The sequence below is a fragment of the Spirosoma arboris genome (assembly GCF_009754945.1).
Lineage (GTDB): Bacteria > Bacteroidota > Bacteroidia > Cytophagales > Spirosomataceae > Spirosoma > Spirosoma arboris.
This window is the reverse complement of record NZ_WPIN01000006.1, coordinates 44,506-69,681: the sequence shown is the minus strand read 5'-3', so window position 1 is coordinate 69,681 and position 25,176 is coordinate 44,506. Positions and strand designations below refer to the sequence as shown.

Below are 25,176 nucleotides of genomic sequence, written 5' to 3'. Positions count from 1 at the left end.
ACCTATGCGCTGCCTGATTGTTGACGACGAACCCCTCGCTCATGCCATTTTGAGCGATTATATCCGTAAAGTACCTTTCCTGGAATTGGTGGGGGCCACAACCAGCCCAATCGACGCGTTGACCCGAGTACAACGGGGCGAAGTAGACCTTGTGTTTCTGGATATCCAGATGCCCGAACTCACCGGCATGCAGTTTCTAAAACTGGTAGAACGGGCAGTAAGCGACCACAAATGCCGGGTTATTTTAACCACCGCTTACTCAACCTATGCACTGGAAGGATACGAGCATAATGTGGTCGATTATCTGCTCAAACCAGTTTCTTTCGAGCGTTTTTATAAGGCCGTGCAAAAATTATTTCCGCCAATTCAAACCACTCCGACTGTCACTACTTCAGTGCCAAATCAGGAGGTAAGCAACCCGACGGAAACCCCGCCCAAAGACTTCATTTTCGTTAAGACAGAATATCGTTTGCAGCGCGTCGGCCTGACCGATATTCTGTACTGCGAAGGCCTAAAAGATTATATATCCATTTACACGACAACCGAACGTATTCTGGCGCTTCAAACCATGAAAAGTCTGGAAGAAAAGCTACCGGCCAATCAGTTCGCTCGCGTCCACAAATCGTACATTGTCGCCCTCAACCGAATTGAATCCATCGAACGGAATCGCATATACATTAATCATCCCGGTCATTCTCAAGCTATTGTTCCCATTGGCGAAACGTACCGGGATGCCTTCTATCGACTCATTGAGGAGTAGCTGAATTCATCGCTTAAACTACCTCGGTTTGCTGCTGCCAGAATTGAGAATAGACCTTCCCGTTTTTCAGCAAATCGCCATGTTGCCCCTCTTCAATGACCCGCCCTTGCTCTAACACGACAATTTTATCGGCATTTCGAACGGTGCTGAGTCGGTGGGCAATAATGATAATTGTTTTGCCATCTTTTCGCATCTGTTGCACCGTCCGTTGCACAAACTGCTCCGATAATGAATCCAACGCCGACGTGGCCTCATCCAGAATCAGGACTTCGGGTTGGCGATAGAGTGCACGAGCAATGGCTAAGCGTTGTTTTTGTCCGCCCGAAAGTGTTGCTCCGTTTTCACCTAAGTAAGTGTTAAATCCGTTGGGCATTCGTTCGATAAAATCGGTAATGCCGAGCTGATCACAAATAGCCAGAAGACGTTGCATATTGGGCTCATCGTCACCGATGGCAATATTGTCGATCACATTTCCCGCAAACAGATCAATCTTCTGTGGCACTACACTTACTACCTGACGCAGACTGTCTGGGTGAAGATGTTTTATGTCGTAATCACCAATGAAAATGCTGCCACTCTGCAAGGGATATAGCCCCTGCACCAACGACATCAGCGTAGATTTCCCCGATCCGCTTTCGCCTACGACAGCCGTAATTTTTCCCTTCGGTATTGTTAAGACCAGATTATCGAAAACAGTGGCGCGGGTGCCATAGCGGAAAGTCACGTTCTGGAACCGAATTGTCCCAACCATGGCAGGTTGTAGCTGCACTTTGTTCTCATTCGATTCGCGGTCCAGGTCCATAATTTCAAACAAACGGTCAGCAGCAATAAACGCTTCCTGAATGCTCCGGTTTGACCCGATAAGGCTGGCGGCTGGTCCCGTGAAATAGCCGATCAGTGCGTAAAATGACAGGAGTCCGCCCGGTGTCAGGTCATTCTGGAGTACGTATCCAGCGCCTGCCCAGAGTAGAATAATTGTGAATAGTCGTGTCACAAATTCCGATGCATTACCCGCGAAGATACCCGCACTACCTGTTTGAAAAATCGTTTGCAACAGGGCAACGAAGCGAGTTTCGGTTTTCTGACTGGCAAACTGTTCCAGCCCGAACCGCTTAATCGTTGGCATGGCATTCAGCGATTCAACCAACTGGGCTTCCAAATCGGCGGAGTTCTCCATTAGCTTTCGCTGATATTGCTGGTTGAACCGGTTCATGGCCCAGTAAATAGCAGCATAAAGCGGTACAACAAGAATCAGGATCAGGGCGAGTTTCCAGTAATAAGTAAACATCAGCCCAAACGAGAAAAATACAATCAGGACGTTTACTAGCAAGCCTAGGGCAATATCGTTGACAAATGCCCGGATTTTAACCGCATCGTTGACACGGGAAATCACCTCACCCACGCGCATTGTGTCAAAAAATGATTGCGGCAGAGTCATGAGGTGTTTATAATAACCCAAAATCAGGGCGGCATCAATCCGCTGGCCGGTTTTCAGGTTGAAAAAGCTCTTGGTGGCATTGATAAAAATCTGTAATACCAGCAATCCAATCATAACAACACTGAGCAGATTCAGTAGATTCCGATTGCCATTTACCAGTACATTATCGACGATTTTCTGGATATAAATAGCTGATGACAGCCCCAGAATCGTGTAGATCAGAGCACCGAACAGCGCCTGTATTAGAACAGACCGATGGGGTTGTATCAATTGCCAGAACCGTTGTAAAATGGGCACTTTCTGATTACCAACCTTGAAGGTCTCATCGGGCACCAGCAAAACCAATAACCCCGTCCAGACTGCCTTGAAATCATCAGGAGAAAGATGGTGCATTTTCCCATCAGCAGGGTCCATGACCGTAATCTGCTGGAGCGTACTACCATAAATAACTACGTAGTGCTGCAACTGACTGTTTCGAACGGTCACGTGGGCGATAGTCGGCTGAGGGATTTTCGACAAGCTCTCGAACGGTGCCTTTACCCCTTTCGCCTGAAAGCCCAACTTCTGCGCAGCCTCGACCATGCCTAACATCGTAGTGCCTTTCTGGTCGGTGGCGGCTAACTGTCGAATGCGGGCAACCGGCAACAGTAAGTTATAATAAGCCGCTACCGACGCCAGACAAGCAGCTCCGCAGTCGGTAATATCTCGTTGCTTAATTTTTGTCCCGTTCATATTTTGCTACCGCCCTCCTTCGGCGAGGTTTGGGTAGCCGTTTTGGGGCTACTAATGGCCGGATTTAGCCAGTCGTCGGCTTTGTCGTAAAGCAACTGGAACAACGAGCGTCTGGCTACTTGAAAGCGGGTCTGCACGATCATTCCTTTTTTCAATCGACCCTGATAGCCGTTTTGCAAGCTCAGGTACGATTTATCTAACTGGCACCGAACTTTGAAAACAGGCTCTCCATTCGCTGTTGTAAAATCATTCGCGATATCTATAACGTGGCCGGTAAGCAGTCCCCACTGATTATAATTAAAGGCATCGACCTGTAACCGTACCGACTGACCTGGCTTTAGTAAACCAATGTCTTTCGAGGGAACGTAGGCTTCAGCAATTAGCGTGGAGTCTGGAGAAACAACGGCCAGTACATCGCCCGGCTGGACATAACTACCGGCATATCGTCCGGCTAACTGACTGGCAGTTCCACCTACAGGGGCTTTCAGTACATACAACTCCTGCTCTTCGCCAAGTTGTTTCGCGTCGGATTCAAGGTTGGCCAAATCGCGCCGAATCTGCGTCAGGTCTGTCTGCCAGTCGCTACGTTGCTGCTCAACGAGTGTATTATAGCGGGCCAGAGCGGCTTTATGGGCATAAAGCGCATCTTCATATTCGAGTCGTGCAATTGCTTTTTGCGAGTATAGCAACTGAGCCGTCTGGTACTCCCGTCTACGTTTTTCCTGTAAACTCCAGTTTTCTTCTGCCACTGCTCGAAACTGGTTATACTCCTGCCGATAAAGAGGAGCTGCCAATCCACTTACCGCTTTCCAGGACTTCGTAGTCAGCAACTCCAGATCGCGCACAAAAGAAGCTTTCTCGGCAATCTGCTTGTCGATCAACTGCTTTCGATTATCCAGCGCGTCTGACCGAAGTTGAAAAAGCGGCTGCCCTTTTTTAACGGGCTGCCATTCCTGCACCATCACTTTTTCGACTACTGCCCCAGCTGTCGCTTTCACTTCACTACGCTCCGAAACAGGTCGAACTAACCCATTCGCCTGCACCGACACATCGACATAAATAAACGGTAGCGCTAGCAACGTAAGTAGAACAACGCTCAGCACCGTTGTGTAAATAATCTGGCTCCGCACACTAACCCTGGGCAAGTAGGTGACTAGGCCATACGAGAATTCGGATTCGTTCATAGTTGCGTTGAGTATACTGACTTGGTATATGCGTATAGCAAAAAACAGGGACTCGGCCCCGATACAGAAATAATGAAATGGCTTTCTGTTTCTATGAGCGAAATCCCTGGCACTTATTCTACTCCAACCTATTCTAGTCTACTTGCTTTGCAAGTCTATTCCAGCTGCCTATTAACAAACCGATTATAACCATACTTTGAGGTTAACATTCGCATTTAGATCGGTACTATTGCCACAGAACAAGTTTCCGTTGAGAAGGGCAACAGCATTCACATCGAGCAAATTTCCAACGGTTATTGAGCCAATAGCGATCAAACTGCTGTCACCACCACCGTGATTGTTGATCATTTCCTGATTGGTTAGCTCCTCAACGCCGAGGGTAGCAAAATCTAAGGTGTTCATAACGATATAAGTTTAATAATGCCTACTCTATAAGCTTTTCGGCAAGCGCTTTACAAAGGCAAATTGGTTCGTTTTAGAAGTCGACAAACTCACTGCCGTTTGCTTATGACAAAGGTGGGGGACACCCAGGCTCGACCTGATAACCGCCTTTTATAAAAATATAGCTATCAGTTATAATCTAATAACCGGACTAGCGCAGGACTTTTCAAAGAATTGCCGAATAAAAAGTAAATCTAAAACTTATATAAATAGTCGTAAGTTTACTAATCGATCACAATTAGAGTACCGTAGCTTATGATAAGATCGTTATTGTTTACTATAAATTTGATTTATAAATTAGTGAACTATGCCAGTATTATCGGAAAAGCTTCGCCGGCTACGTCAGTTGTTTGGGTATTCCCAGGAATACATCGCATTTAATATCGGCATGACCCAGCCTGCTTACTGCAAATGGGAGAGTGGACAAACTCAACCGCCTATTAATAAGTTAGAGGAGCTTGCCAATTTGTACCAGCTAAGTCTTGGTGACCTACTGAGCGAAAGTGATCTGGATATTATTCGGAAACTGATGGCCGATGAGCATTTTGCCGAGAAATTACTGGGAAGAGGGGATGCGATCTAGTGGCCTTTTTTAGGCTTACCAGAAAGTATTCTTACTTTTACGGCTCAATTTTAAAAGCCCTGTCAACCGATATTATGTTTGTTCATACCGTTTTTTTCTGGCTTCACCATCCTGAGAGCCAGGACGATCATACGGCACTTCGTGCTGGTCTCGAATCGCTGAAAGCAGTAACCGAAATCTCAACCGTTTACATAGGCACACCCGCCGAAACGCGTCGCCCGGTTATTGACCATACCTACGATTTTGCACTAACGCTGATTTTTGCCGACAAAGCCGCTCATGACGTTTATCAGGAGCATCCTGTTCATCTTGCATTTGTCGACAAATGCGCACATCTCTGGCAGCGTGTGCAGATTTATGATGCGGTAGGTTAGTTAGCATGGGGCAAGGTGCATGGGGCGCGGTTTCACCCTGCTCCGTGCACCTTGCCCCGCGCCTTTACACAAGCACCTCAATTTTCATATCCATATTGCCCTTTACTGCTTTCGAGTACGGGCAAACAATATGGGCCGATTCGGCTAGTTGTTGTAGTTGGTCGTGATCCATTCCCGGTGCTTTCACCGTAATTTTTCCCGACAGAAACATATTATTGCCATCCTTGTTCAGCGAAATGCTGACCTCTACGGCATGTTCGGGCAGGATAACTTTCCGGCGTTCGGCTACGGCCATCAATGCCCCATTATAACAAGAGCTGTAAGCAGCCGCAAATAGCATTTCGGGGTTCGGCGCTCCGCCTTCGCCATGCATCTCAACCGGCCGTTTAATATCCAATTCTAAAATACCATCGAGTGATTTTACATCACCTTCGCGCCCGCCGACATTACTGACGGTGGCAGTATACAGAGTTTCCATGTGTACAAAATTTGAGTTTATAGCAGTACTACTATCTGATTGATAACTCCTGCACCCTCGAAAAGTTCTCGATCGCCCAAGACATCCTTCTACCCTATTTAGCCGTGTTGTCGGATTAAGGCAAAGTATTTGCAGGAAATATAGAGCAAGGAGCAGCGCATCAGAAAAGCCCTTTCTTACAGCCTCGCCTATGCTCCACACCCTATGCAAATCATTCCGTCATTTTGAACTACCTTTGTCTAAGGAGCTTACTTAAACTAAAGCCGCAATAGAACGGAGTAGAGCGCGTTTTGGTAAGTAAGTTCGTCTATTCGCAGACCAGCATGAAAACGTTATACAAATTTTCCTCTAACCGGCTCCTGATTGGATGGATTGCTAGTCTCCTGTTGGTTATTTGGGCCACACTGGCCCCAGCCTCAGCGCAGCGTCGACGCGAAAAAGCAGGCCCCGACACTACGCTGGCCAAGGCTGCGTCGACAACCACTACCCGCATAGAAGCCGAAACCCAGTTTACGGAAGGTATTCGTTACCTGATGACCGACGAGCCTACAAAGGCTATTGCCCAGTTCAGCAAAGTCCTTCAGAAAGATCCGAATAATGCGGCTGCTCAGTATTCTACCGCCAATGCATTGCTAAAGACCGGAAAAATTGCCGAAGCAATCCCGTACGCAACGAAAGCGTATGCCTTAGATAATCAAAACAAGTTTTACTCCCTCCTATTGGCAGAACTGTACGTCAAGCAAAAACGCTATACAGAAGCGGAGGACCTCTACGAAAAACTCCTGAAAAAAAGCGCGGAAAATGCGGAGTACGGTGTCGAGCTTGCTGCGATCTATTTGTTCAACGATAAGCCTGACAAAGCTCTTGATACATATAATAAAGTAGAGCGTGAATTGGGTTTGAATGAGGAAATCATTCGGCAGAAACAGCGGATTTATTTAAAGCAGAACAAAGTTGACAAGGCGGTTGAAGAAGCCGAAAAATTAGTGGCTTCGGAGCCGTCAGAACCTGATTATCTACTCGAAGGAGCCGAATTACTAATTGCAAACGATCGGTCTGATCAGGCCATTAGCTGGATTGACCGCGCCCTTAAGCTGAGCTCCGATCTCCCCCAGGCCCACGTATTGCTAGCCGATATCTATCGCAAGAAGGGCGACATGGATCGAGTAACGAAAGAATTGAATCAGGTGCTAGCCAACCCAAATCTTGAAGCGGGGCTGAAAGCACGGATTTTGTCGAGTTATGTGGGTATGACTGGCGAAAATTCAACCGCTCGTCAGGATGCATTGGGTATGGCGCAGAACTTAGCCAAAACCTCCCCTAACGACCCAAAGACGCAGATTATGTTGGCCGATTTGCTGATGCAGCAGGGCAAAAAAGCAGAGGCTCGCGATGCCTATGCCAAAGCCGCTCGGCTCGATGGCTCTGTTTATGAAGTGTGGGGAGCTTTGTTGCAATTGGATGGCGAATTGAATCAGGTAGATAGTTTGCTGGCGCATTCCGAAAAAGCCCTTGAAGTGTTTCCTACGCAAGGGTTATTCTGGTATTCCAATGGCTCGGCCAATCTGTTTAAGCGAAAATACCAACAAGCCGTCGATGCGCTTGAAGAGAGTCGTAAACTCCTGGCTGCAACCTCAAATAGTGATCTTAAAAAACAAATCGATGCTCAGTTAGGAGATGCCTACAATGGTCTCGGAGACCACGCAAAATCGGATGAATCATACGAAGCTGTTCTGAAAGTAGATCCTATAAACGATCACGTTCTTAATAACTATAGCTATTTTCTGTCGCTGCGGAAAGAGAACCTGCCTCGTGCGTTACAACTATCGCAGAAACTCGTTGAGCGGAACCCGACCAATGCCACCTATCTGGATACGTATGCCTGGGTGTTATACGTCTCGAAAGACTATACCAAGGCAAAGCAATATCTGGAGAAAGCCCTCGCCGATCCAGCCAACGTAAGCGCTACCATCATTGAGCATTATGGCGATGTGCTTTATCAGCTTGGCCAATCCGATAAAGCGCTTGAACAATGGAAACAAGCCAAAGCGAAAGGTGGTGCGGGACCTGATCTAGACAAAAAGATAGCCTCTGGAAAGTTGTAAACCGGTTTTATGGTATATGATTTTCGGCTTTCAGTAAATGGGTTTCTACACATACTTATGATCGAAACTATAGCCTGAAAGCCGAAAATTGAAAATCTCCCAAATGAATAAATATCTGTGCGTTATAGGATTGCTGCTCACATTTCTGGGTTCGGAAGGTTGTCGACGTCATCACATGTCGCATTCAGCAGGCCCAACTGTCGTTCCAGCGCCTACGTCTGACTCAACGATTGCAATACGCCCTAAGCCAAGTGTGCCCACTGATACAGTAACGATCGTCCGGCCTGCTCGACCAGGCATTGAGGAAGCCCGTGCTAACGTTGCCGAAATTGATTTTCGTTACCTCACGGCCAAATCAAAAATTTCGTTCAAAAGTCCTTCTCAAGATATTGACAACGCTAATGTCAACATTCGGGTACGAAAAGATAGTCTGATCTGGCTCTCCGTTTCTAAACTGGGGATCGAAGCGGTTCGTGGCCTGATTACCCATGATTCAATCACAATCATTGACAAAATTCACCGGGAATATAGCGTTTATGATTTTCCAACATTGAGCAAACAGTTCAATTTTCAGATGAACTTCCAGTTGCTACAGGCCTTAATCGTTGGAAATTTACCCTTGCCTAAGCGCCCAGCACAAAAAATCAAAAATGAGCGCGACTATCTTCTGTTACGGCAAAGCGAAGGCAAAGTGCTGGTTGAAAATTACATTGGCGAACAGGATCGGAAATTAAAAAAATTGATGGTAACAGAACAGCCCACAAAAAATACCCTGCGGCTGGATTATGACGATTTTACTTCGCTCAATAATTTCCTGTTTCCTTATACAAGTCTCGTAACGCTCGATTACCAATCGAAGACTGATGGTCAGTTTTATCAAACCTTGCTGCGTATCAAATATAATAAAGTTGAACTGGTCGAAAAAAGTCCGGAATTCCCATTCAATATTCCAGCAAATTATCAGCGTCGACCATAACCATAGGTACTCGGGTAGTATTTTCAAAATCCATGCACCCCACTAGTTTATTTACTTTCCGAATTGTTTACTGGTCAGCAATCAGTCTGATAGCGCTCAGTTTTGTGTGGTTCATTGAGCCAGTGCAAGCACAGATTCAGCCGCAGAATCAGGTGCCGCAAACCCAACGAAATCGGCAGGTTTTAGAGAAGGAAAAGAAGCAGAATCTGGAAAAGATGAACCAGATCCGGACGATTCTTAAGCAAACTGCATCGGAGAAGCAAGCTAGTTTAGGCCAACTCAAAGCACTTGATCAACAGATTCAAACCCAGTCGAAACAGATTGGCCTGCTTAATAAAGATCTTCGATTAACCGAAGCTGAAATTGCCGAACTACGCCAGGCCAGCACGGCGCTCACACAGGATTTGAACAAGCTTAAAGCCGAATACGGCTCTATGATTTATGCAGCCGATAAACGACGTCAGCAGGTCAATCCGTTGGGGTTTTTATTTGCGTCTGATAACTTCAACCAACTCGTTGCCCGGTATCGATACCTACGCCAGTATTCCGACGCCCGCCAGAGTCAGGTGCGGCAAATGAATAACGTTCAGGTCATGCTACAGGGTAAACAAAAAGCGACGCAGCATAAACGGCTTGAACAAAAGAATACGATTGGCGCGAAAGTAAATGAGACTCAAAAGCTTGAAACCCTGAAAGTCGAGAAAAATGGGGTAGTAAAAGAGTTGAGTAAGAAAGAAGCTGAACTCCAGGCAGAATTGGCCGAAAGTCGCCGGGCCATCAACCGGCTCGAGTCAATGATTACGCGTATCATTGCCCGGGAAGCGAAAGAGCGTGCAGAACGTGAAGCCCGCGAACGAGCTGAACGCGACCGTCTTGCCCGTCTTGAAGCTGCTCGTAAAGCTGCCGAACGCAAACGTGCTGAAGACGCTATAGCAGCCGCAGAGAAAGCAGGTGAAAAGCCCGCACCAGCTGATGTTGCTAAAGTAGAACGACCCGTCGAACCTGAACCTGCTGCCAAAAAGCCTGATGAACGTCGGGATAATAACCTCAACGATGAAGAAACAGCGCTGGCGTCGTCGTTTACAGCTTCACGGGCACATCTGCCCTGGCCTGTCACAAAAGGATTCATTTCTGATCACTTTGGGCGAAAACCTCACCCAGTACTGAAAGGCATATTCGTTGAAAATCAAGGGATTGACATTCAAACAAATGCGGGCGAAGGGGTCCGATCTGTTTATGACGGTGTTGTCCAGGATGTCACCAATATTCCAGGCATGAACAATGTTGTTGCGATTCAGCACGGTGACTATTTTACACTTTATGCCAAGCTAAAGAGCGTATCGGTTCGCGTAGGCCAACACGTGAAAGCCCGTGAGTCTATTGGAACGGTCGCGACAGATAAAAATGGGGTTTCCGAAATCCAGTTCCAAATCTGGAAAGAATTCACCAAACTCAACCCTGAGTCGTGGCTTACGCCAAGATGATTTACGAATTACGATGTACGAGTTACGATTTTAGATTCCTGGGCCTTTACCTTTGCAAGGTGCGAAATCGTAACCGCTACGGCGGACCGTTCACAAATTGTACATCGTAAATCACTATGTCTGTTCATAATCCCGACATCAAGCGCGTTACTACGCATACCATCCAGGAGCTCAAAAATAAAGGCGAAAAAATTTCGGCTCTAACAGCCTACGATTATTCGATGGCGCGGGTAGTCGATGCCGCGGGCGTTGAGCTAATTCTGGTAGGTGACTCAGCCTCGAACGTTATGGCAGGTCATGAAACCACGCTGCCTATCACCCTCGACCAGATGATTTATCATGCCAGCTCAGTAGTACGAGGGGTTAAGCGGGCACTGGTTGTAGTTGATTTGCCGTTTGGTTCCTACCAGGGTAATTCATCGGTAGCTTTGCAATCGGCCATTCGAATCATGAAAGAGTCGGGAGCGCACGCTGTAAAAATGGAAGGTGGGCTGGAAATCAAGGAATCCATCGTCCGAATTCTGAGTGCGGGCGTCCCTGTAATGGGCCATCTTGGCCTAACTCCCCAATCTATTTACAAATTTGGCACCTATGCCGTTCGGGCTAGAGAAGAAGCTGAAGCTGAAAAATTAATGGCTGATGCGCATATGCTCGAAGACATTGGCTGCTTTGGGATTGTACTCGAAAAAATCCCGGCATCCCTCACCAAAAAAGTGTCGGCAAGCCTGAATATACCCACAATTGGTATTGGCGCGGGCCCCGATGCTGACGGGCAAATTCTGGTTTTCCACGACTTATTAGGTATCAACAATGAGTTTAAACCACGCTTCCTGCGTCGGTATGCCGAACTGCATACTGTTATGAAAGAGGCCATTGCTCATTACGTGGATGATGTGAAAACCAACGACTTTCCGAACGAGAAAGAAGCATATTGAGTTAGCGTATTATGAACCGCCCACCGTTGCACGGGGTCGCCTGTGCGGGTGGGCATATTTTTTATTAAAAGCGGTTTTCATCGGACTATCCCGGTGGGGAACCGCGCATTACTACGTTAAATATGAAAAAGAAACCATATCAGGTGGTTTACGAGGACAACCACCTGTTAATTGTCAATAAAGATCCGGGTATTCTGGTGCAAGGGGACCGCACGGGCGATACCACCTTGCTGGATGTTTTGAAAGATTACGTCAAAGAAAAGTACAACAAACCGGGTGAGGTTTTTTTGGGCTTGGTTCATCGACTCGATCGACCTGTGAGTGGCTTAGTCGTATTTGCCCGCACCTCGAAAGCGCTGGAGCGCATGAACGAAATTTTCCGGAAGCGTCAAGTACAAAAAACTTACTGGGCTGTCGTCCGGCATAAACCACCTAAAGATGCAGACAAGCTAGTCAACTGGCTGATTAAGGACGAGCAGAAGAATCAGGTTACGGTCTACGATTATGAGGTTCCGAATTCGCAGAAAGCAGAATTATCGTATCGGATTCTAGGTAAAATTAATGAGCATTATCTGTTAGAGGTCAATCCTATTACAGGCCGTCCTCACCAAATCCGATCACAGTTAGCCCATATGGGTTGCCCCATTCGGGGTGATGTCAAATATGGTTATGACCGGGCGGTATCTGATAAGAAGATTTACCTGCACGCTCGTCGTCTTTACTTCATCCATCCAGTAAAGCAAGCTGGAGCACCAGACCGACCAATCATCTGTAAGGCAGGTTTGCCTAACGATCCTTTTTGGGAAGAATTTCTGGATCTGGACGACGAGAATTATAAGGACAAAAATATGGACTTCATTTTTGAATAAAAGAGCACAACGTAAGGTTATCTAAAAGCTAAAGGCCGCATTTTCTGAAGATCAGAAAATGCGGCCTTTAAAGCGTTTGCGAGCTGACTTGATTAAACAAGTCTGTTCGTAACTATATGTACTAGAAAATAAGTCAAGGCTCAGTCAATGTCGTTGCCGATGCTTGCTCTGATGGGGCTATATCCGAAATAATTTGTTCCATAACGCGCTCAACCATCTGCACAATCCCACGCAAAGCTCCGAAGATTATACACAGCGGCAGAATAATGGGCAGGAAAAAAACCCATTGAAAAATCATGTACAAGCGAAAATTTCTCATCGGTTTCAAGAAGTAATTTTAAGATTAAGGTTACGGTTTAGCCAATTCGACAACTTACGAATCAATGCTCAGTACGTTATTCTATTCTTATTCAAAATTAACCTTGCCTTAATACAAAAACAAGGACATCCTCTAAAAGTTTGCCGTGAACTATCGACTTTATATTTCCCTACTGGTTAATCTGTTGTCACTTGCCTAACCTACTCAATCCTTATCAATTATAATGCCAAAAATTAGTCAGGCCCAACCAAGTTAATCATTTTACAATTAAGACTTCTAGTTTATTTAATATTTTTTAAAAATGCTCCTTTAACGAGTTATTAATAGACCGTTTAGTATACATTTTTCAATAAGTATAAAGCTCAAAATAATACTAAATAGAGTCATCTTTCAATAGATTACCTGATTGCCAATGGTATTAATGAAGAAATTCGCCTTACTAAACGATTATAGTACTAAATAATAATCAACCAACTCCTGAGCTACCATGTGAACGGGACAATACCTAAACGCCAAACGTCGTCAGTACCACTGAAAACAGCATACTGACGACGTTTGGTGTCTGGCAATTAATTATTTATTGTAGAGTCGCCACAGCATCTTTAATGCGTTGCACGGCTTCAACTAGTGACTCATCTGAGGCTGCCGTTGAAATACGCAGGCAGTTAGGTGCCCCAAAACCCGAGCCTGCCACGGTTGCTACGTAAGCCGTGTTTAGTAACCATGAAGCAAAATCATCGGAATTCTCGATACGAGTCGTACCATCCGATTTGCCATAGTAGTAACTGATGTCAGGGAAAGCGTAAAACGCTCCCTCTGGTACATTAGTCCGAAAATGCGGTACTTCTTTCAATAGTTTCACAACTAAATCGCGTCGACGATGATAAGCCTTAGCCATTTCTATTGAGGGCTCCATCGGGCCATTCAAAGCAGCAACAGTTGCTTTCTGAGCAATCGAATTCGTACCCGAAGTAACCTGTCCCTGCAACTTCTCAACACCTTCGGCAATCCATTTAGCCGCGCCAATATAGCCAATACGCCAGCCGGTCATAGCATAACCTTTGGCTACACCGTTCACGGTGATTACCCGTTCGGCAACTTCAGGGATCGAGCCCATACTGAAATGACCTTCGGGTGTGAAGTTGATGTATTCATAAATTTCGTCGGCCAGAACATGAATATTTTCATAACGAGCTACTACATCGGCAATGGCCCGGAGTTCGGCTTCAGAATAAATAGAGCCAGTCGGGTTATTTGGCGACGCATACATCACAATCTTGGTCCGATCTGTAATGGCTGCCTCAAATTGCTCCGGTGTGACTTTGAAGTTATTATCGAACGCTCCATCAATAACAACTGCCTTACCCTCTGCCAGTTTCACCATTTCGGAGTAACTAACCCAATAAGGCGAGAAAATGACCACCTCGTCACCAGGGTTAATCAGCACCTGAATGACATTAGCAAGCGAGTGCTTGGCACCGGTCGAGACAACGATATTTTCGGGTTTCCAATCAATATTATTGTCGCGCTTGAATTTATCAGCAATGGCTTTGCGGAGATCGGGATAGCCCGCAACGGGTGAATAGCCATGAAAACCGTCATCAATGGCTTTTTTGGCAGCTTCGCAGATGTGTTGGGGCGTTTTAAAATCCGGCTCTCCAACGCTCAGGCTAATTACTTTGTGGCCCAGTGCGGCCAATTCGCGGGCTTTTTTGGTCATCGCCAGCGTGGACGATTCCTCCAGCGCGTTGATGCGATCGGCTAACAAACTCACGGTGTCAAGCGTGGCAGACATAATCGGTAATGTTTTTGAGAAAATGATAACAAACTGACTGCAAAGGTACTATATTTTCAGTGGAGGGGTTAAGTTTTTGGAGAATTAAAAATCGCATATTACCCTTCACTAAGTTGAACGCCAGTTGTATTAGCTTATACTATTCCTAGATCAAGCTTAAACTTTGTTCACTATAAGTAAACTTTCTAGCTAAATACCCTGTTCATCTGACTAGAAAACGCACCAGATGCAAAGGGGCTGCTGATGGACTCTAGTTTAATAATATGTTCAATATTATCGCAAGACGCACTCTACTTGCCTATTGCAAACTGTATCCATCAGCAGCTAATGCATTGAAGCAATGGTACGCAGAATGTAAGGAACACAGTTTCTCTAATTTTAATGAGCTAAAAGCAGTTTATGGTTCAGCCAGCATTGTTGGAGATGACCGAATCGTTTTTAATATCATGGGCAATAAGTACCGATTAATAGTACGTCTGGTTTTTGACTACAAAACCATTCAAATCAAGTGGTTCGGTACTCATGCCGAATACGACAAAATTGATGTTACAACTGTACAATATCAGAAATCGTGATCTTAAAAACGATAAAAACAGACGAAGAGTACGAGGTACTGATGAACTGGATTGATGAACAATTCGACAAAAAAACACCACCTGAAAGCCCAGATGGTGAACTACTACAAGTAGCCTTACTTCTTATCAAAGCTTATGAAGACGAGCATTATCCTATTCCTGCCCCTGATCCCATTGAGGCAATTCGATTAAAGATGGAAGAGTTAGGTTATAAAAACAAAGATTTTGTAGGTAAAGTAGGTAGCAAGAGTTACGTCTCTGCCGTATTGAATCGGCGAAAACCATTAACACTCGAAATGGTTAAATTCTTCCATAAGGAGCTAGGTATACCAGCAGGAGTGCTATTGAGTTAACCATACTTATGATCACCTTAAAGGCAATACTTCACTTTCATCTCCACATTCTTCTAATAACTCCAGCGTTGTTTTCTGTAAAATCGGATGTACAAAATCTGGTGCAATCTCAGCCAGCGGCACAAGCGTAAAGCGTCGCTCATGCAGATAAGGATGTGGAATAGTCAGCGTATTTGTTTGCCAAATGAGTTGATCGTAATACAAAATATCAATGTCAATTACGCGGGCACCCCATTTTTCGAGTCGAACGCGACCCAATTCCTGCTCAATTGCCTGCGTCTGAACCAGGAGTGCTTCTGGGGCTAAATTCGTCTCAACAGTTAGCACCTGATTCAGATAGGCCGGCTGGTTAGTCACGCCCCAAGGCGCCGTTTCGTACAAACTCGACTGCTTCACTATAGCCCCAACATGTTCTGCAATCAAATCAACAGCCCGTTGAAGAGTTGATCTACGATCACCAAGATTCGCACCGAGAAGAAGAATAGTCATGATGTAGGATATATGATGTAGAATATACGACATATGGTAGTCATTCATACACCCTACATCATATATCATACATTGATCAATAGTCTTTAATTGGCTTAATACCATAGTATGCCTTAATCTCTTCTTCGCTGGGTGCTTTGGCTGGCCGCACTATACGAAAACCAACGAACGAAGCGGAAGTCAACCACCAATCTGATTTAGGGCTTTGTGGGTCGAGTACTTTCCAGGATGGCGCAGAGGGTGTCCGGGCAGCTGAACGTAGCACATCTGGCTCATCGTCCCAGGAACCACCTCGTACGGCGTTGGGATAAAGTGTCGTCGTTGGTGCATAGGGTTCCTTAACTTTTCCACTAGCAACCTGCTTATAATAATCCTCAATGTACTGGTCCTGAGTCCACTCCATTACATTGCCATGCATATCATACAACCCAAATGAGTTTGGCTTTTTGGTTCCCACTTTTTTATACCCGCCACCACTATTACCTGTAAACACAGCATAGTCGCCTAGTTGCTTCACATCATTCCCGAATGAATAAGCTAACGTGGCATTCTTGTCATTTCCCCGGCAGGCATATTCCCATTCAGCTTCGGTGGGTAAGCGATAAAATACCCCCGTTTTAGCGTAGAGCCATGCGCAGAATTTGATCGCGGCATATTGCGTCATGTTAATGGCCGGATAGCCTGCCCGACCCATTCCAAACGACATGTCTACATAAGGCGGACTAGGTCGTGTAGTGGCATCTGTTTTGGCAAGGTTCGCATCTGTTTCGGTGTATTTGGCAGCCATCTCTTTCTCCATATTTGTGAAGGCAAACAGGTCGTAGAGGTCCCACGTTATTTCATACTTGCCCATAAAAAACGGCTCGATCGTTACACCGTGCTTAGGACTTTCATCGGATTTATGACCTTTTTCATCAGGTAAGCTGCCCATCAAAAATTTACCACCCGGAATAGCCACCATTGCATAGGTTTGATTGCTCCCTGGGATAGTTTGGGTATATGATTTACCGGGCGAAGACGTCTGGGCATTCGTACTGATGAGTGCTCCAGTCGTTAATACGAAGGTTGATAGGAGGTATTTCAGGCGCATTGTTAAGTAGGAATATAGAAACAGCAATGAGTGGTAAAAGTACGAACGATTTTCTTTGTTGTACCTTTGTACCCTCAAACCTATGTGCTTTTCAAAAGCCAGTAGGTTTCTCCGACTTATGAACTATCTATCAGCCGAAAATTTAACGAAGTCCTACGGCGACCGTACTCTGTTTAAAAACCTTACGTTTGGTGTCAATCGAGGTGATAAAGTCGCTATCGTTGGAGCCAATGGCTCAGGAAAAACTACACTTTTATCGATTCTGGCGGGAGCCATGCCGCCCGATTCTGGAATTGTCAGTCACCGAAAAGATATCACCATTGGATACCTTGACCAACAACCCGATCTGAACGACGCGCTGACCGTTATGGATGTTGTGTTAGCTGGCGAAAGTGCGCAGCTCGACGCGGTACGGGCTTATGAACACGCTCTGGCTACTGACGATCATGCAGCTCTCGAGAAAGCTATGATCGACATGGAAAAGCTGGAAGCCTGGGACTATGAATCTCAGATTCGCCAGATTCTGGGTGAATTGGGTATTCAGGATGTAGAGCAATTGGCGGGATCGCTGTCGGGTGGGCAACGCAAACGGGTTGCTTTGGCACGAGTTCTGATCCAAAATCCAGACCTGCTTATTCTGGATGAGCCAACCAACCACCTCGACCTTGAAGCGATTGAATATCTCGAAAATTTCCTGAATACGAATAATGGCACGTTGTTAATGGTCTCCCACGATCGATACTTTCTGGATCGGGTTTGCAACCAGATTGCCGAAATGGACAATGGGCAACTCTACACCTACAAAGGCAATTATGCTTACTTTTTAGAGAAAAAAGAGGAACGCGAATTAGCGGCTGCATCCGAATTGTCGAAAGATCGCAACACCTTCCGGCGTGAACTGGAGTGGATGCGTCGGCAGCCCAAAGCGCGGGGCACAAAAGCGCAGTACCGGATCGATGCGTTTGAAGACCTAAAAGAGAAAACAAGTGGCAAACGCAACGATGGTGAATTGGAGCTGAATCTGCGTATGGCCCGATTAGGGAGCAAAATTCTGGAAGTTGAAAATCTCAGTAAGCGGTTTGGCGACAAAATCCTGCTCGACCATTTCAACTATACCTTCAAACGGCCCGATCGTGTGGGACTGATTGGCAAAAACGGCATGGGGAAAACCACACTGATGAATATGCTGACTGGTCAGCTTCGCCCCGATTCGGGCAAGATTACAACAGGCGGCACGGTCAAGTTTGGCTATTACACACAAACGGAACTCGATTTACCCGAAAATCAGCGCGTAATCGACGTCGTTCAAGACGTGGCTGAAGTTATGAAATTAGCCAATGGCGACACGGTTACGGCTACGCAATTACTCAGCCGGTTTCTATTCGACCGTTCCAAACAGTATGATTTTGTGGCGAAACTGAGCGGGGGCGAAAAACGACGATTACAATTGTTGCTGGTTCTGGTACAGAATCCAAACTTCCTGATTCTGGATGAGCCCACCAATGACCTCGACATCACGACACTAAATGTACTGGAGGATTTTTTGCTCAATTTTTCGGGCTGTGTACTCATTGTAACGCACGATCGGTACTTCATGGATCGGCTGGTTGAGCACGTTTTTGTGATGGAAGGTGAAGGAAAAGTCCGTGATTATCCAGGAAACTACACCGACTATCGAGAATGGCGGGATTCACAACCCAAAAAATTGGCTTCACAAATTGATAAACCCACATCAGGGGTTATTAAGAACCAAACACCGGCGCCTGTAGTTTCTTCGGCAACAACTACGGTAAATGGCACCAAGAAAAAGCTTTCGTTCAAAGAAATCCGTGAGTACGAAACGCTGGAAAAAGAAATCGAATCGCTGGAACAACGAAAAGTCGACGTTGTGGATCTTCTTAACGGAGGTGGCCCTCATGAACAGTTAATAGCCTGGTCGCGTGAAATTGAGCAAATTGAGCATAGTATCGCCGAAAAATCAGACCGCTGGCTTGAGCTGGCGGAATTTATTTAAAGAGCGAAAGAGTGAAAGGGTGAAAGAGCGATAAGTACACACGCGGTTTTCACTCTTTCGCTCTTTCACCCTTTCACTCTTTACTCATGAACCAGATCATCGACTTTTTCCAGTACCTGCTTAATTCCGAAGAAATCATTCGGACGGGCGGGCTGGTGTTGATTACGCTCATCATTTTCGTTGAAAACGGCATCTTCTTCGGCTTCTTCCTGCCAGGCGATTATCTGCTGTTTTTATCGGGCGTATTTGCTGGCACAAAATTGCTGAACGTACCCCTCTGGCTATTACTAACCTGCATCTTTGGGGCAGCTGTATTGGGTTCAGCAACGGGCTACCTAACGGGTTATTATTTTGGAGCGCGAATCAAAAACCGGCCCGATTCATTGTTTTTCAAACAGAAATACATCGATAATACACGTGATGCTTTTCTGCGCTATGGCAACAGCGCCCTGATTATTTCCCGCTTTTTGCCCATTGTCCGTACGTTTGCTCCGTTGCTGGCTGGCCTTATTCATATGCCAGTCGGCTTTTTTATGCTTTACAATGTAATTGGTGGAGGTATTTGGGTGTTAACCTTAGTGGGTGGAGGGTTCTATTTTGGGGAGAAGTTCCCCTGGATTGTTGACTATGTTCAATACATCATCGTATTCTTCCTGGCCATCACCACCTTTACGGTTATTAAGGGTTATCTGAACGCTCGCAAGGAGAAAGAGCCCGAGAAGGTGAGCGAATAAGCATCAAGACGTCTTAATACCCTCAATAGGATATATGATTCGCACTAACTAGATCATATACCCTACATCATACTTAATACATCCCTCTTATTGTTCTTCGTTTTCCAATTTATTGGCTAATTCAAACATTGTGTCAAGGACCTGTTCCATTCGGTCGTGACCAACGATGGCGTCAAATTTATCACGAGCTTCCTGCATGCATCCTTTAAGACTCACGAATAGCTCCTTTCCCCGGTCATTCAGAAAAATGATGTTGGAACGGGAATCAGCTGGATTTTTTTGGATATAGATATAGCCTTCGCTCTCCAGCAAGCCAACAATCTTACTCATCATCTGTTTGGTGACGCAAGCCCGCTTTGCTAATTCATTATTTGTTGTTCCCCCCTCTTCAATGTTCGAGAGAAACATCAGATAACTCATTTTGAAATCAGTATAGCCAAGGGCATGAAGCTTGGGTTCTATCAAGTTACTCGTATATCGTTTGAGCCGCCAAAATAAACGACCTATAGATCGTTCCCGGATAGCCCGAAATTGGTCGAAATCAAAGGAATTTTTGTCTGTTTCCACGAACATGTCTGCAAAATAAAAAACGCTGAAACAATTCAGAACAAAAGATTGTACAAATATAGTCAACCTACTTGACTTTATAGTCAACCTGGTTTACTTTTGTCCCACATTTAGTCAAACATTTTTGACTGCATAATAGGTTCTTTATCAATAGGACTTGCCTAAAACCAGATATATACAATGGCAACCACAACACAAGAAATGGCAACTACAGAAGAAAAAAGCGGACTCAGTACGTATTTACCCCGCATTATTATAGGCCTCGTAGTAATCGTAGGAGGTTATTTTGGCTATCAGGCCTTCCGCCACAGTCAGCAATACGAAACGACGGACAACGCTCAAATTGAAGGCAACTCAGCGCCGGTACTGGCTCGGGTAGCAGGTTATGTAACATCGGTTAATGTCGATGATTACGCGAATGTGAAACAGGGCCAGCCGCTGGTAACGATTGACCCTCAGGAATACGATGTCGCGCTGGCACAAGCTGAAGCCGATTATCAGCAATCCCTGGCCGATTTACAAAATGCCCGCGCCGATCTACAAAATGCCCAGGCGACTGCCCGTAATGTAACGCAGAATGCCCGTGTTGCTCAGTCGAACGCAGCAGTGCAGGCTATTCGGCGCAACAAAGCCCAACAGGATTTGCAACGTGACCAGAATTTGTACAAAGAGCAATCGCTGACAAAAAAGCAGCTGGAAGACTCGCAGAATAATGTGGAAGTGCAGGCTGGTCAGTACAATGCAAATGTAGAGCAGATTAACCTTGCTAAAACGTCAGAAAGCGTAGCACAGGCTGGTATCGCTAAAGCACAGGCCAATATCCAGAAAATTCAGGCGGTTCTGAAAGTGAAACAGGCGGCCATCGACAACGCAAAACTGAAAGTAGGCTACGCACGATTGGCCGCTCCGATTGCCGGCAAAATTGGTCGCAAAAACGTAGTCGTTGGCCAATACGTACAACCTGGCCAGAATCTATTCACGATCGTTGCCGATTCAACCTTCTGGGTCGTTGCCAATTTCAAAGAAACCCAATTGGAGAAAATGCAGCTAGGTCAGCCTGTTGACATCAAGTTAGACGCTTATCCTGACCTCGACATTAAAGGTCGTGTATCGTCATTGTCAGATGCTACCGGAGCACGGTTTGCGCTTCTACCTGCCGATAACGCGTCGGGAAACTTCGTAAAAATCACGCAACGGGTACCGGTGAAAATCGAAATCCTGAATCCAGAGAAATACAAAAATCAACTGCGGGCGGGCCTTAGCGTAGATGCTGAGGTACGGGTAACACAGTAGTTGATTTATCCCTTTATTAACTTATGGCAACTCAAACATTGGCTTTGCCTGCACAAACGACTCTACCTGCTGGATTTAAAAAGTGGATTATTGTCGTGACAGCCATCTCGGCAGCCATTATTGAATTAATTGATACATCCATCGTGAACGTCGGCCTGACCGATATTGCGGGGAACCTCGGCGTCACCATTGAAGACGTGTCGTGGGTAGTAACAGCCTATGCCATTGCCAACGTCATTGTCATTCCAATGACCGGCTTTTTGCAGCGCTATTTTGGCCGCAAGAACTACTACGTTGGGTCCATTATCTTATTTACGGTTGCTTCGTATGGCTGTGGTTTTGCGGATAATCTCTGGGTGCTGGTTGGCTTTCGATTCTTACAGGGTATTGGAGGTGGAGCTTTGCTCTCGACCTCGCAGGGTCTGATGTTCGATGCATTCCCTCCTTCGCAGCGTCCTCTGGCATCAGCCTTGTTTGGGATGGGTATTGTACTCGGACCAACGCTTGGCCCAACACTCGGTGGCTTTATTATCGACAATTACCACTGGAGCTGGATGTTTTACATTAACGTCCCGATTGGCATTGCAGCCGTTCTTCTGAGTGTAGCCTACATCGATAAGAAGGCAGACGAACAAAACATTGACCGCAAACGTATTCAGATTGATCAGATTGGCATCCTATTGCTGGCCGTTGGCATTGGGAGTTTGCAATATGTACTGGAGCGGGGAGAATCTGACGATTGGTTCGATAGCAAAGTAATCCTATGGCTGACGGTTGTAGCCGTCTTTGCGATTCCGTGCTTCATCTGGTGGGAACTTAGGGGGACCAAAGATCCGGTGGTCGACCTCCGTGCCCTGAAAAACCGAAACCTGGCGGTTGGGTCGATTCTGATGGTGGTTATTGGCTATGGCCTATTTACGTCGGTGCTACTGTATCCACTCTTTGCCCAGCGGATTGTGGGGCTAACGGCTACGCAGACAGGTAAACTTCTGGTTCCTGGCGGCTTAATCATGCTCCCCATGTTTGCACTGGTTGGTCGATTGCTGGCCAAAGGCGTGTCGCCAAGATTGGCCGTGGCAGTGGGGTATGTGGCCTTTGCGTCCTTTTGCTTCATTATGTCGACCTATAACATGGACGTGTCGAATGGAGACTTCATTATTGCACTCACCATTCGGGGGGTTGGGCTGGCGTTTGTTAACGTCCCACTTATCAATCAGTCCGTTTCGACACTGGAACCCCGGCAGCTACCAACCGGTATCGCCATTGTGAACATGATGCGTCAGGTAGGGGGTGCCTTTGGGGTTGCCATTACAAATACCTACGTAACGCAACGAGCAGCTGTTCATCGGGGAGATCTGGTTTCGAATCTGCAACCCGGCGAAATGCTGACAACCGACCGCGTGAATGCCATGACACAGGCGTTGGTTGCCAGAGGTGTAAACGCGTTCGATGCTGCAACAGGCGCCTTCAAAAATCTCGACCTGATTATTTCAAGGCAGGCACTGATGCTTTCGTATCTGGATACATTCAAATTGGCGGGTTTGTTTTTTGTTGTCTCTTTCCCGCTACTATTCTTACTTAAATCGAAAAAGGTGGACGCGGCTACGGCCAAAGCCATTGCCGATTCAGCACACTGATAATTGGTTTTCGGTTTACAGTTCACGATAGCCGGCGCATCAACAAGTTCCTGCGCTAGTCCCGTAAGCGATAAACCACAAACCGTAAACCGTTCAAAACATGCATTCCCAATTTCTAATAATACCTATTCTGCTGGCCGCAGGAGCCCTTCAGGCGCAGAACCAGCCAGCACAGCTTCCCGACGATTTGCGAGCGCTGGTACAACAAGCCAATACGAATTATCCAGTCCTGAAACAGCAACAACAGCAAATTCAGGCAAATGAATTGCGGGTCGATATTGCCCGTACCAGCATGAAACCCAACGTATCGGGGACTGCCACCTATCAATACCTGAATCCGGTGGCGAAGGCTACGCTTCCCATTGATGGCGTGGATCGAACGCTGCAGTTCCAGCCTAACCACAACGTAAATGCCAACCTAGGCATTGGGCAAACTATTTATGACTGGGGCCGGACAAATGCAGCCGTACGACAGGCAACCGACAATGTGCAGGTTCTGCGCCGAGGTCAGGAAATTACCCAGCAAACACTGGCATATCAGGTAGCGGCTGCTTATTATGGCGTTGGATTTCTTCAGCGGAGTTTAGCCGTTCAGGATTCGGTTATCCGGACTGCCAGCGCCAATGTTCGGTTGTTGGCTACCCGCTTGCAAAATGGCGATGCGCTTCAATATGATGTGCTTACGCAGCAGGTTCGGGTGAAAGTGGCGCAAAATCGTAAGATTGAGATTCAGAATCAGTTAGAGCGGCAATTGGCGACACTCACCTACCTGACGGGTAACCCTAATCCAGACATTAGTCGGGCGGTGGAGCAATTTACGCTGGAAGCCATGTCGGGTCGTACACCAACCCAGATATTTGCACTGGCCAATGACAGCCAGGCAACATTAGCTGGTAATAAAGACGTACAACTGGCGCAGGATCGCGTTCGGCAGGCCGAAACAGACCTTCTCGTTAATAATTTGGCGGGACGACCCAGCCTTAGTTTCTCTGGTTCGGCAGGTTTCCGAAACGGTTATTTGCCCGAGATCAACACACCAAAGTTCAATATTGCAGCTGGCGTATCGCTTAACGTTCCCATCTATTCTGGAAAGCGGTATCAGTTACAGAATCAGGCCGCTCAGTTAAACCTGAATGCCAGCCAGTATGCTGTGGAGAATGCAAATGCCCAGGTTCGCCAAAGCATTGCTCAACTCAATGCCGATATTCGGAGTAACCAGACTCGTTTGGCGAACCTCGAAACGCAGGTGGAACAATCCCAGAAAGCCCTCCAGATTGCAAATGCCCGTTTGCGGAATGGAGTGATCACAAACGTTGAATTGCAAAGTGCAGAAACAGGTGTAGAGGAAGCGGAATTAGGGCGACTTAATTTCCAATATCAACTGATGCTTAATCAGTTAGAACTAAAACGACTACTGGGAGAATCCTTATTTTAGTAGTAACTGGTTATCATTTATTGCCATTTTTTAGTCATTGATTACTAGTCTTAGAAATACGGCCAATACAACGACTTACTACTAGATGATAACCGTTAGCCAGTAATGACGACCACTCTTCAACTGGTTAAACCACTGCCTAAAAAGTGTTAAAAATTCGGTCGTATACATACTAAATCGCACAAAAATGGCTTCTATATATAAAGACAATGGGCTGCAAAATAAAGATCGTATGATGAAGGAGCGAGTTATTGAGATTCTAAATGGATTTGGCGTTCCGGAAACCGCCATCACCGACCAAACTCATTTCACCCGCGATTTGGGTCTGGATAGCCTGGATACGGTCGATCTGATTATGCAGCTCGAACAAGAATTCGGGATTCGCATTCCTGACGAAGACTATGAAAAATTGACGACCATGAAAGGCGTCATGACATATCTGCATGGTGAACAAGCGATAGCTTGATTGACTAAAAACGCTTAGTAACTGGTTAACTTAACCGTGTTTGGCCGCTT

The 25,176-nt window shown here is 46.1% G+C and carries 25 protein-coding genes; 16 read left to right on the top strand and 9 right to left on the bottom strand.

The window, feature by feature from the left end; all coding sequences use genetic code 11:
- Positions 1-4 precede the first annotated feature (4 nt).
- Positions 5-760 carry a LytR/AlgR family response regulator transcription factor gene (locus GO755_RS17350; RefSeq protein WP_157586455.1) on the top strand — a complete coding sequence of 252 codons (756 nt, stop codon included), beginning with the start codon at positions 5-7 and terminating at the stop codon, positions 758-760.
- Positions 761-773: 13 nt separating this feature from the next.
- On the opposite strand, the gene GO755_RS17345 is transcribed toward GO755_RS17350, so the two are convergent.
- The 3 genes from GO755_RS17345 to GO755_RS17335 all read right to left on the bottom strand — a co-directional run bounded on the left by GO755_RS17345 (position 774) and on the right by GO755_RS17335 (position 4,516).
- Entirely contained in the window at positions 774-2,930 is a 2,157-nt protein-coding gene (locus GO755_RS17345; protein WP_157586454.1) for a peptidase domain-containing ABC transporter, read from the bottom strand.
- Entirely contained in the window at positions 2,927-4,114 is a 1,188-nt protein-coding gene (locus GO755_RS17340) for an HlyD family secretion protein (protein WP_157586453.1), read from the bottom strand. The genes GO755_RS17345 and GO755_RS17340 overlap by 4 nt, the downstream gene beginning before the upstream one ends.
- Positions 4,115-4,297: 183 nt before the next feature.
- Positions 4,298-4,516, bottom strand: coding sequence for a hypothetical protein (locus tag GO755_RS17335; protein ID WP_157586452.1), 219 nt, complete (start codon positions 4,514-4,516; stop codon positions 4,298-4,300).
- Positions 4,517-4,862: 346 nt separating this feature from the next.
- Here GO755_RS17335 and GO755_RS17330 point away from each other — a divergent pair, with 346 nt between their 5' ends.
- Together GO755_RS17330 and GO755_RS17325 are read left to right on the top strand one after the other, a co-directional pair.
- The gene (locus GO755_RS17330) at positions 4,863-5,138 is read left to right on the top strand and encodes a helix-turn-helix domain-containing protein (protein WP_157586451.1); all 276 of its coding nucleotides are present in this window, start codon (positions 4,863-4,865) and stop codon (positions 5,136-5,138) included.
- A 74-nt stretch (positions 5,139-5,212) separates the two neighbouring features.
- A complete protein-coding gene (locus tag GO755_RS17325) occupies positions 5,213-5,512 on the top strand; it encodes a Dabb family protein (protein ID WP_157586450.1) in 300 nt (99 codons plus the stop codon).
- 64 nt (positions 5,513-5,576) lie between these two features.
- Here the strand turns inward: GO755_RS17325 and GO755_RS17320 are convergent, their stop codons facing one another.
- On the bottom strand, positions 5,577-5,990 hold the full coding sequence (locus tag GO755_RS17320; protein ID WP_157586449.1) for an Ohr family peroxiredoxin: 414 nt from the start codon (positions 5,988-5,990) through the stop codon (positions 5,577-5,579).
- 323 nt (positions 5,991-6,313) lie between these two features.
- Between GO755_RS17320 and GO755_RS17315 the strand changes: the two genes are divergently transcribed.
- The 5 genes from GO755_RS17315 to GO755_RS17295 all read left to right on the top strand — a co-directional run bounded on the left by GO755_RS17315 (position 6,314) and on the right by GO755_RS17295 (position 12,359).
- Positions 6,314-8,095, top strand: coding sequence for a tetratricopeptide repeat protein (locus GO755_RS17315; RefSeq protein WP_157586448.1), 1,782 nt, complete (start codon positions 6,314-6,316; stop codon positions 8,093-8,095).
- A gap of 103 nt (positions 8,096-8,198) precedes the next feature.
- Complete coding sequence (locus GO755_RS17310) at positions 8,199-9,071, top strand: DUF4292 domain-containing protein (protein WP_157586447.1); 873 nt, start codon at positions 8,199-8,201, stop codon at positions 9,069-9,071.
- Positions 9,072-9,103: 32 nt separating this feature from the next.
- Complete coding sequence (locus GO755_RS17305; protein ID WP_157586446.1) at positions 9,104-10,555, top strand: murein hydrolase activator EnvC family protein; 1,452 nt, start codon at positions 9,104-9,106, stop codon at positions 10,553-10,555.
- Between the two features lie 116 nt (positions 10,556-10,671).
- Positions 10,672-11,490: a 3-methyl-2-oxobutanoate hydroxymethyltransferase gene (gene panB, locus GO755_RS17300; protein WP_157586445.1), complete on the top strand. Its 819-nt coding sequence runs from the start codon at positions 10,672-10,674 to the stop codon at positions 11,488-11,490.
- 122 nt (positions 11,491-11,612) lie between these two features.
- Complete coding sequence (locus tag GO755_RS17295; RefSeq protein ID WP_157586444.1) at positions 11,613-12,359, top strand: RluA family pseudouridine synthase; 747 nt, start codon at positions 11,613-11,615, stop codon at positions 12,357-12,359.
- Positions 12,360-12,492: 133 nt separating this feature from the next.
- Here the strand turns inward: GO755_RS17295 and GO755_RS17290 are convergent, their stop codons facing one another.
- Both GO755_RS17290 and GO755_RS17285 read right to left on the bottom strand, forming a co-directional pair.
- Positions 12,493-12,678 carry a hypothetical protein gene (locus GO755_RS17290; protein WP_111347560.1) on the bottom strand — a complete coding sequence of 62 codons (186 nt, stop codon included), beginning with the start codon at positions 12,676-12,678 and terminating at the stop codon, positions 12,493-12,495.
- Between the two features lie 577 nt (positions 12,679-13,255).
- Positions 13,256-14,473: a pyridoxal phosphate-dependent aminotransferase gene (locus GO755_RS17285; protein ID WP_157586443.1), complete on the bottom strand. Its 1,218-nt coding sequence runs from the start codon at positions 14,471-14,473 to the stop codon at positions 13,256-13,258.
- Between the two features lie 263 nt (positions 14,474-14,736).
- Between GO755_RS17285 and GO755_RS17280 the strand changes: the two genes are divergently transcribed.
- On the top strand, positions 14,737-15,048 hold the full coding sequence (locus GO755_RS17280) for a type II toxin-antitoxin system HigB family toxin (RefSeq protein ID WP_157586442.1): 312 nt from the start codon (positions 14,737-14,739) through the stop codon (positions 15,046-15,048).
- Complete coding sequence (locus GO755_RS17275) at positions 15,045-15,401, top strand: helix-turn-helix domain-containing protein (RefSeq protein ID WP_317165896.1); 357 nt, start codon at positions 15,045-15,047, stop codon at positions 15,399-15,401. The genes GO755_RS17280 and GO755_RS17275 overlap by 4 nt, the downstream gene beginning before the upstream one ends.
- A 12-nt stretch (positions 15,402-15,413) precedes the next feature.
- Here GO755_RS17275 and folK read toward each other — a convergent pair whose 3' ends face one another.
- Together folK and GO755_RS17265 are read right to left on the bottom strand one after the other, a co-directional pair.
- Positions 15,414-15,890 carry a 2-amino-4-hydroxy-6-hydroxymethyldihydropteridine diphosphokinase gene (folK, locus tag GO755_RS17270; RefSeq protein ID WP_157586441.1) on the bottom strand — a complete coding sequence of 159 codons (477 nt, stop codon included), beginning with the start codon at positions 15,888-15,890 and terminating at the stop codon, positions 15,414-15,416.
- Positions 15,891-15,966: 76 nt separating this feature from the next.
- The gene (locus GO755_RS17265) at positions 15,967-16,980 is read right to left on the bottom strand and encodes a formylglycine-generating enzyme family protein (RefSeq protein ID WP_157586440.1); all 1,014 of its coding nucleotides are present in this window, start codon (positions 16,978-16,980) and stop codon (positions 15,967-15,969) included.
- 118 nt (positions 16,981-17,098) lie between these two features.
- Between GO755_RS17265 and GO755_RS17260 the strand changes: the two genes are divergently transcribed.
- Both GO755_RS17260 and GO755_RS17255 read left to right on the top strand, forming a co-directional pair.
- Positions 17,099-18,994 (top strand): ABC-F family ATP-binding cassette domain-containing protein, encoded by a 1,896-nt coding sequence (locus GO755_RS17260; protein ID WP_157586439.1) that lies wholly within the window; start codon positions 17,099-17,101, stop codon positions 18,992-18,994.
- Between the two features lie 86 nt (positions 18,995-19,080).
- Positions 19,081-19,728 (top strand): DedA family protein, encoded by a 648-nt coding sequence (locus tag GO755_RS17255; RefSeq protein WP_157586438.1) that lies wholly within the window; start codon positions 19,081-19,083, stop codon positions 19,726-19,728.
- Positions 19,729-19,815: 87 nt separating this feature from the next.
- Here GO755_RS17255 and GO755_RS17250 read toward each other — a convergent pair whose 3' ends face one another.
- Complete coding sequence (locus GO755_RS17250) at positions 19,816-20,301, bottom strand: MarR family winged helix-turn-helix transcriptional regulator (protein ID WP_157586437.1); 486 nt, start codon at positions 20,299-20,301, stop codon at positions 19,816-19,818.
- Positions 20,302-20,475: 174 nt separating this feature from the next.
- On the opposite strand from GO755_RS17250, the gene GO755_RS17245 reads away from it, so the two are divergent.
- The 4 genes from GO755_RS17245 to GO755_RS17230 all read left to right on the top strand — a co-directional run bounded on the left by GO755_RS17245 (position 20,476) and on the right by GO755_RS17230 (position 25,126).
- Positions 20,476-21,588, top strand: coding sequence for an HlyD family secretion protein (locus GO755_RS17245; protein ID WP_157586436.1), 1,113 nt, complete (start codon positions 20,476-20,478; stop codon positions 21,586-21,588).
- Positions 21,589-21,611: 23 nt separating this feature from the next.
- Complete coding sequence (locus GO755_RS17240) at positions 21,612-23,225, top strand: DHA2 family efflux MFS transporter permease subunit (protein WP_157586435.1); 1,614 nt, start codon at positions 21,612-21,614, stop codon at positions 23,223-23,225.
- A gap of 100 nt (positions 23,226-23,325) precedes the next feature.
- On the top strand, positions 23,326-24,660 hold the full coding sequence (locus tag GO755_RS17235) for a TolC family protein (RefSeq protein WP_157586434.1): 1,335 nt from the start codon (positions 23,326-23,328) through the stop codon (positions 24,658-24,660).
- 235 nt (positions 24,661-24,895) lie between these two features.
- Positions 24,896-25,126 (top strand): acyl carrier protein, encoded by a 231-nt coding sequence (locus GO755_RS17230; RefSeq protein WP_157586852.1) that lies wholly within the window; start codon positions 24,896-24,898, stop codon positions 25,124-25,126.
- The last annotated feature ends 50 nt before the right edge of the window (positions 25,127-25,176 follow it).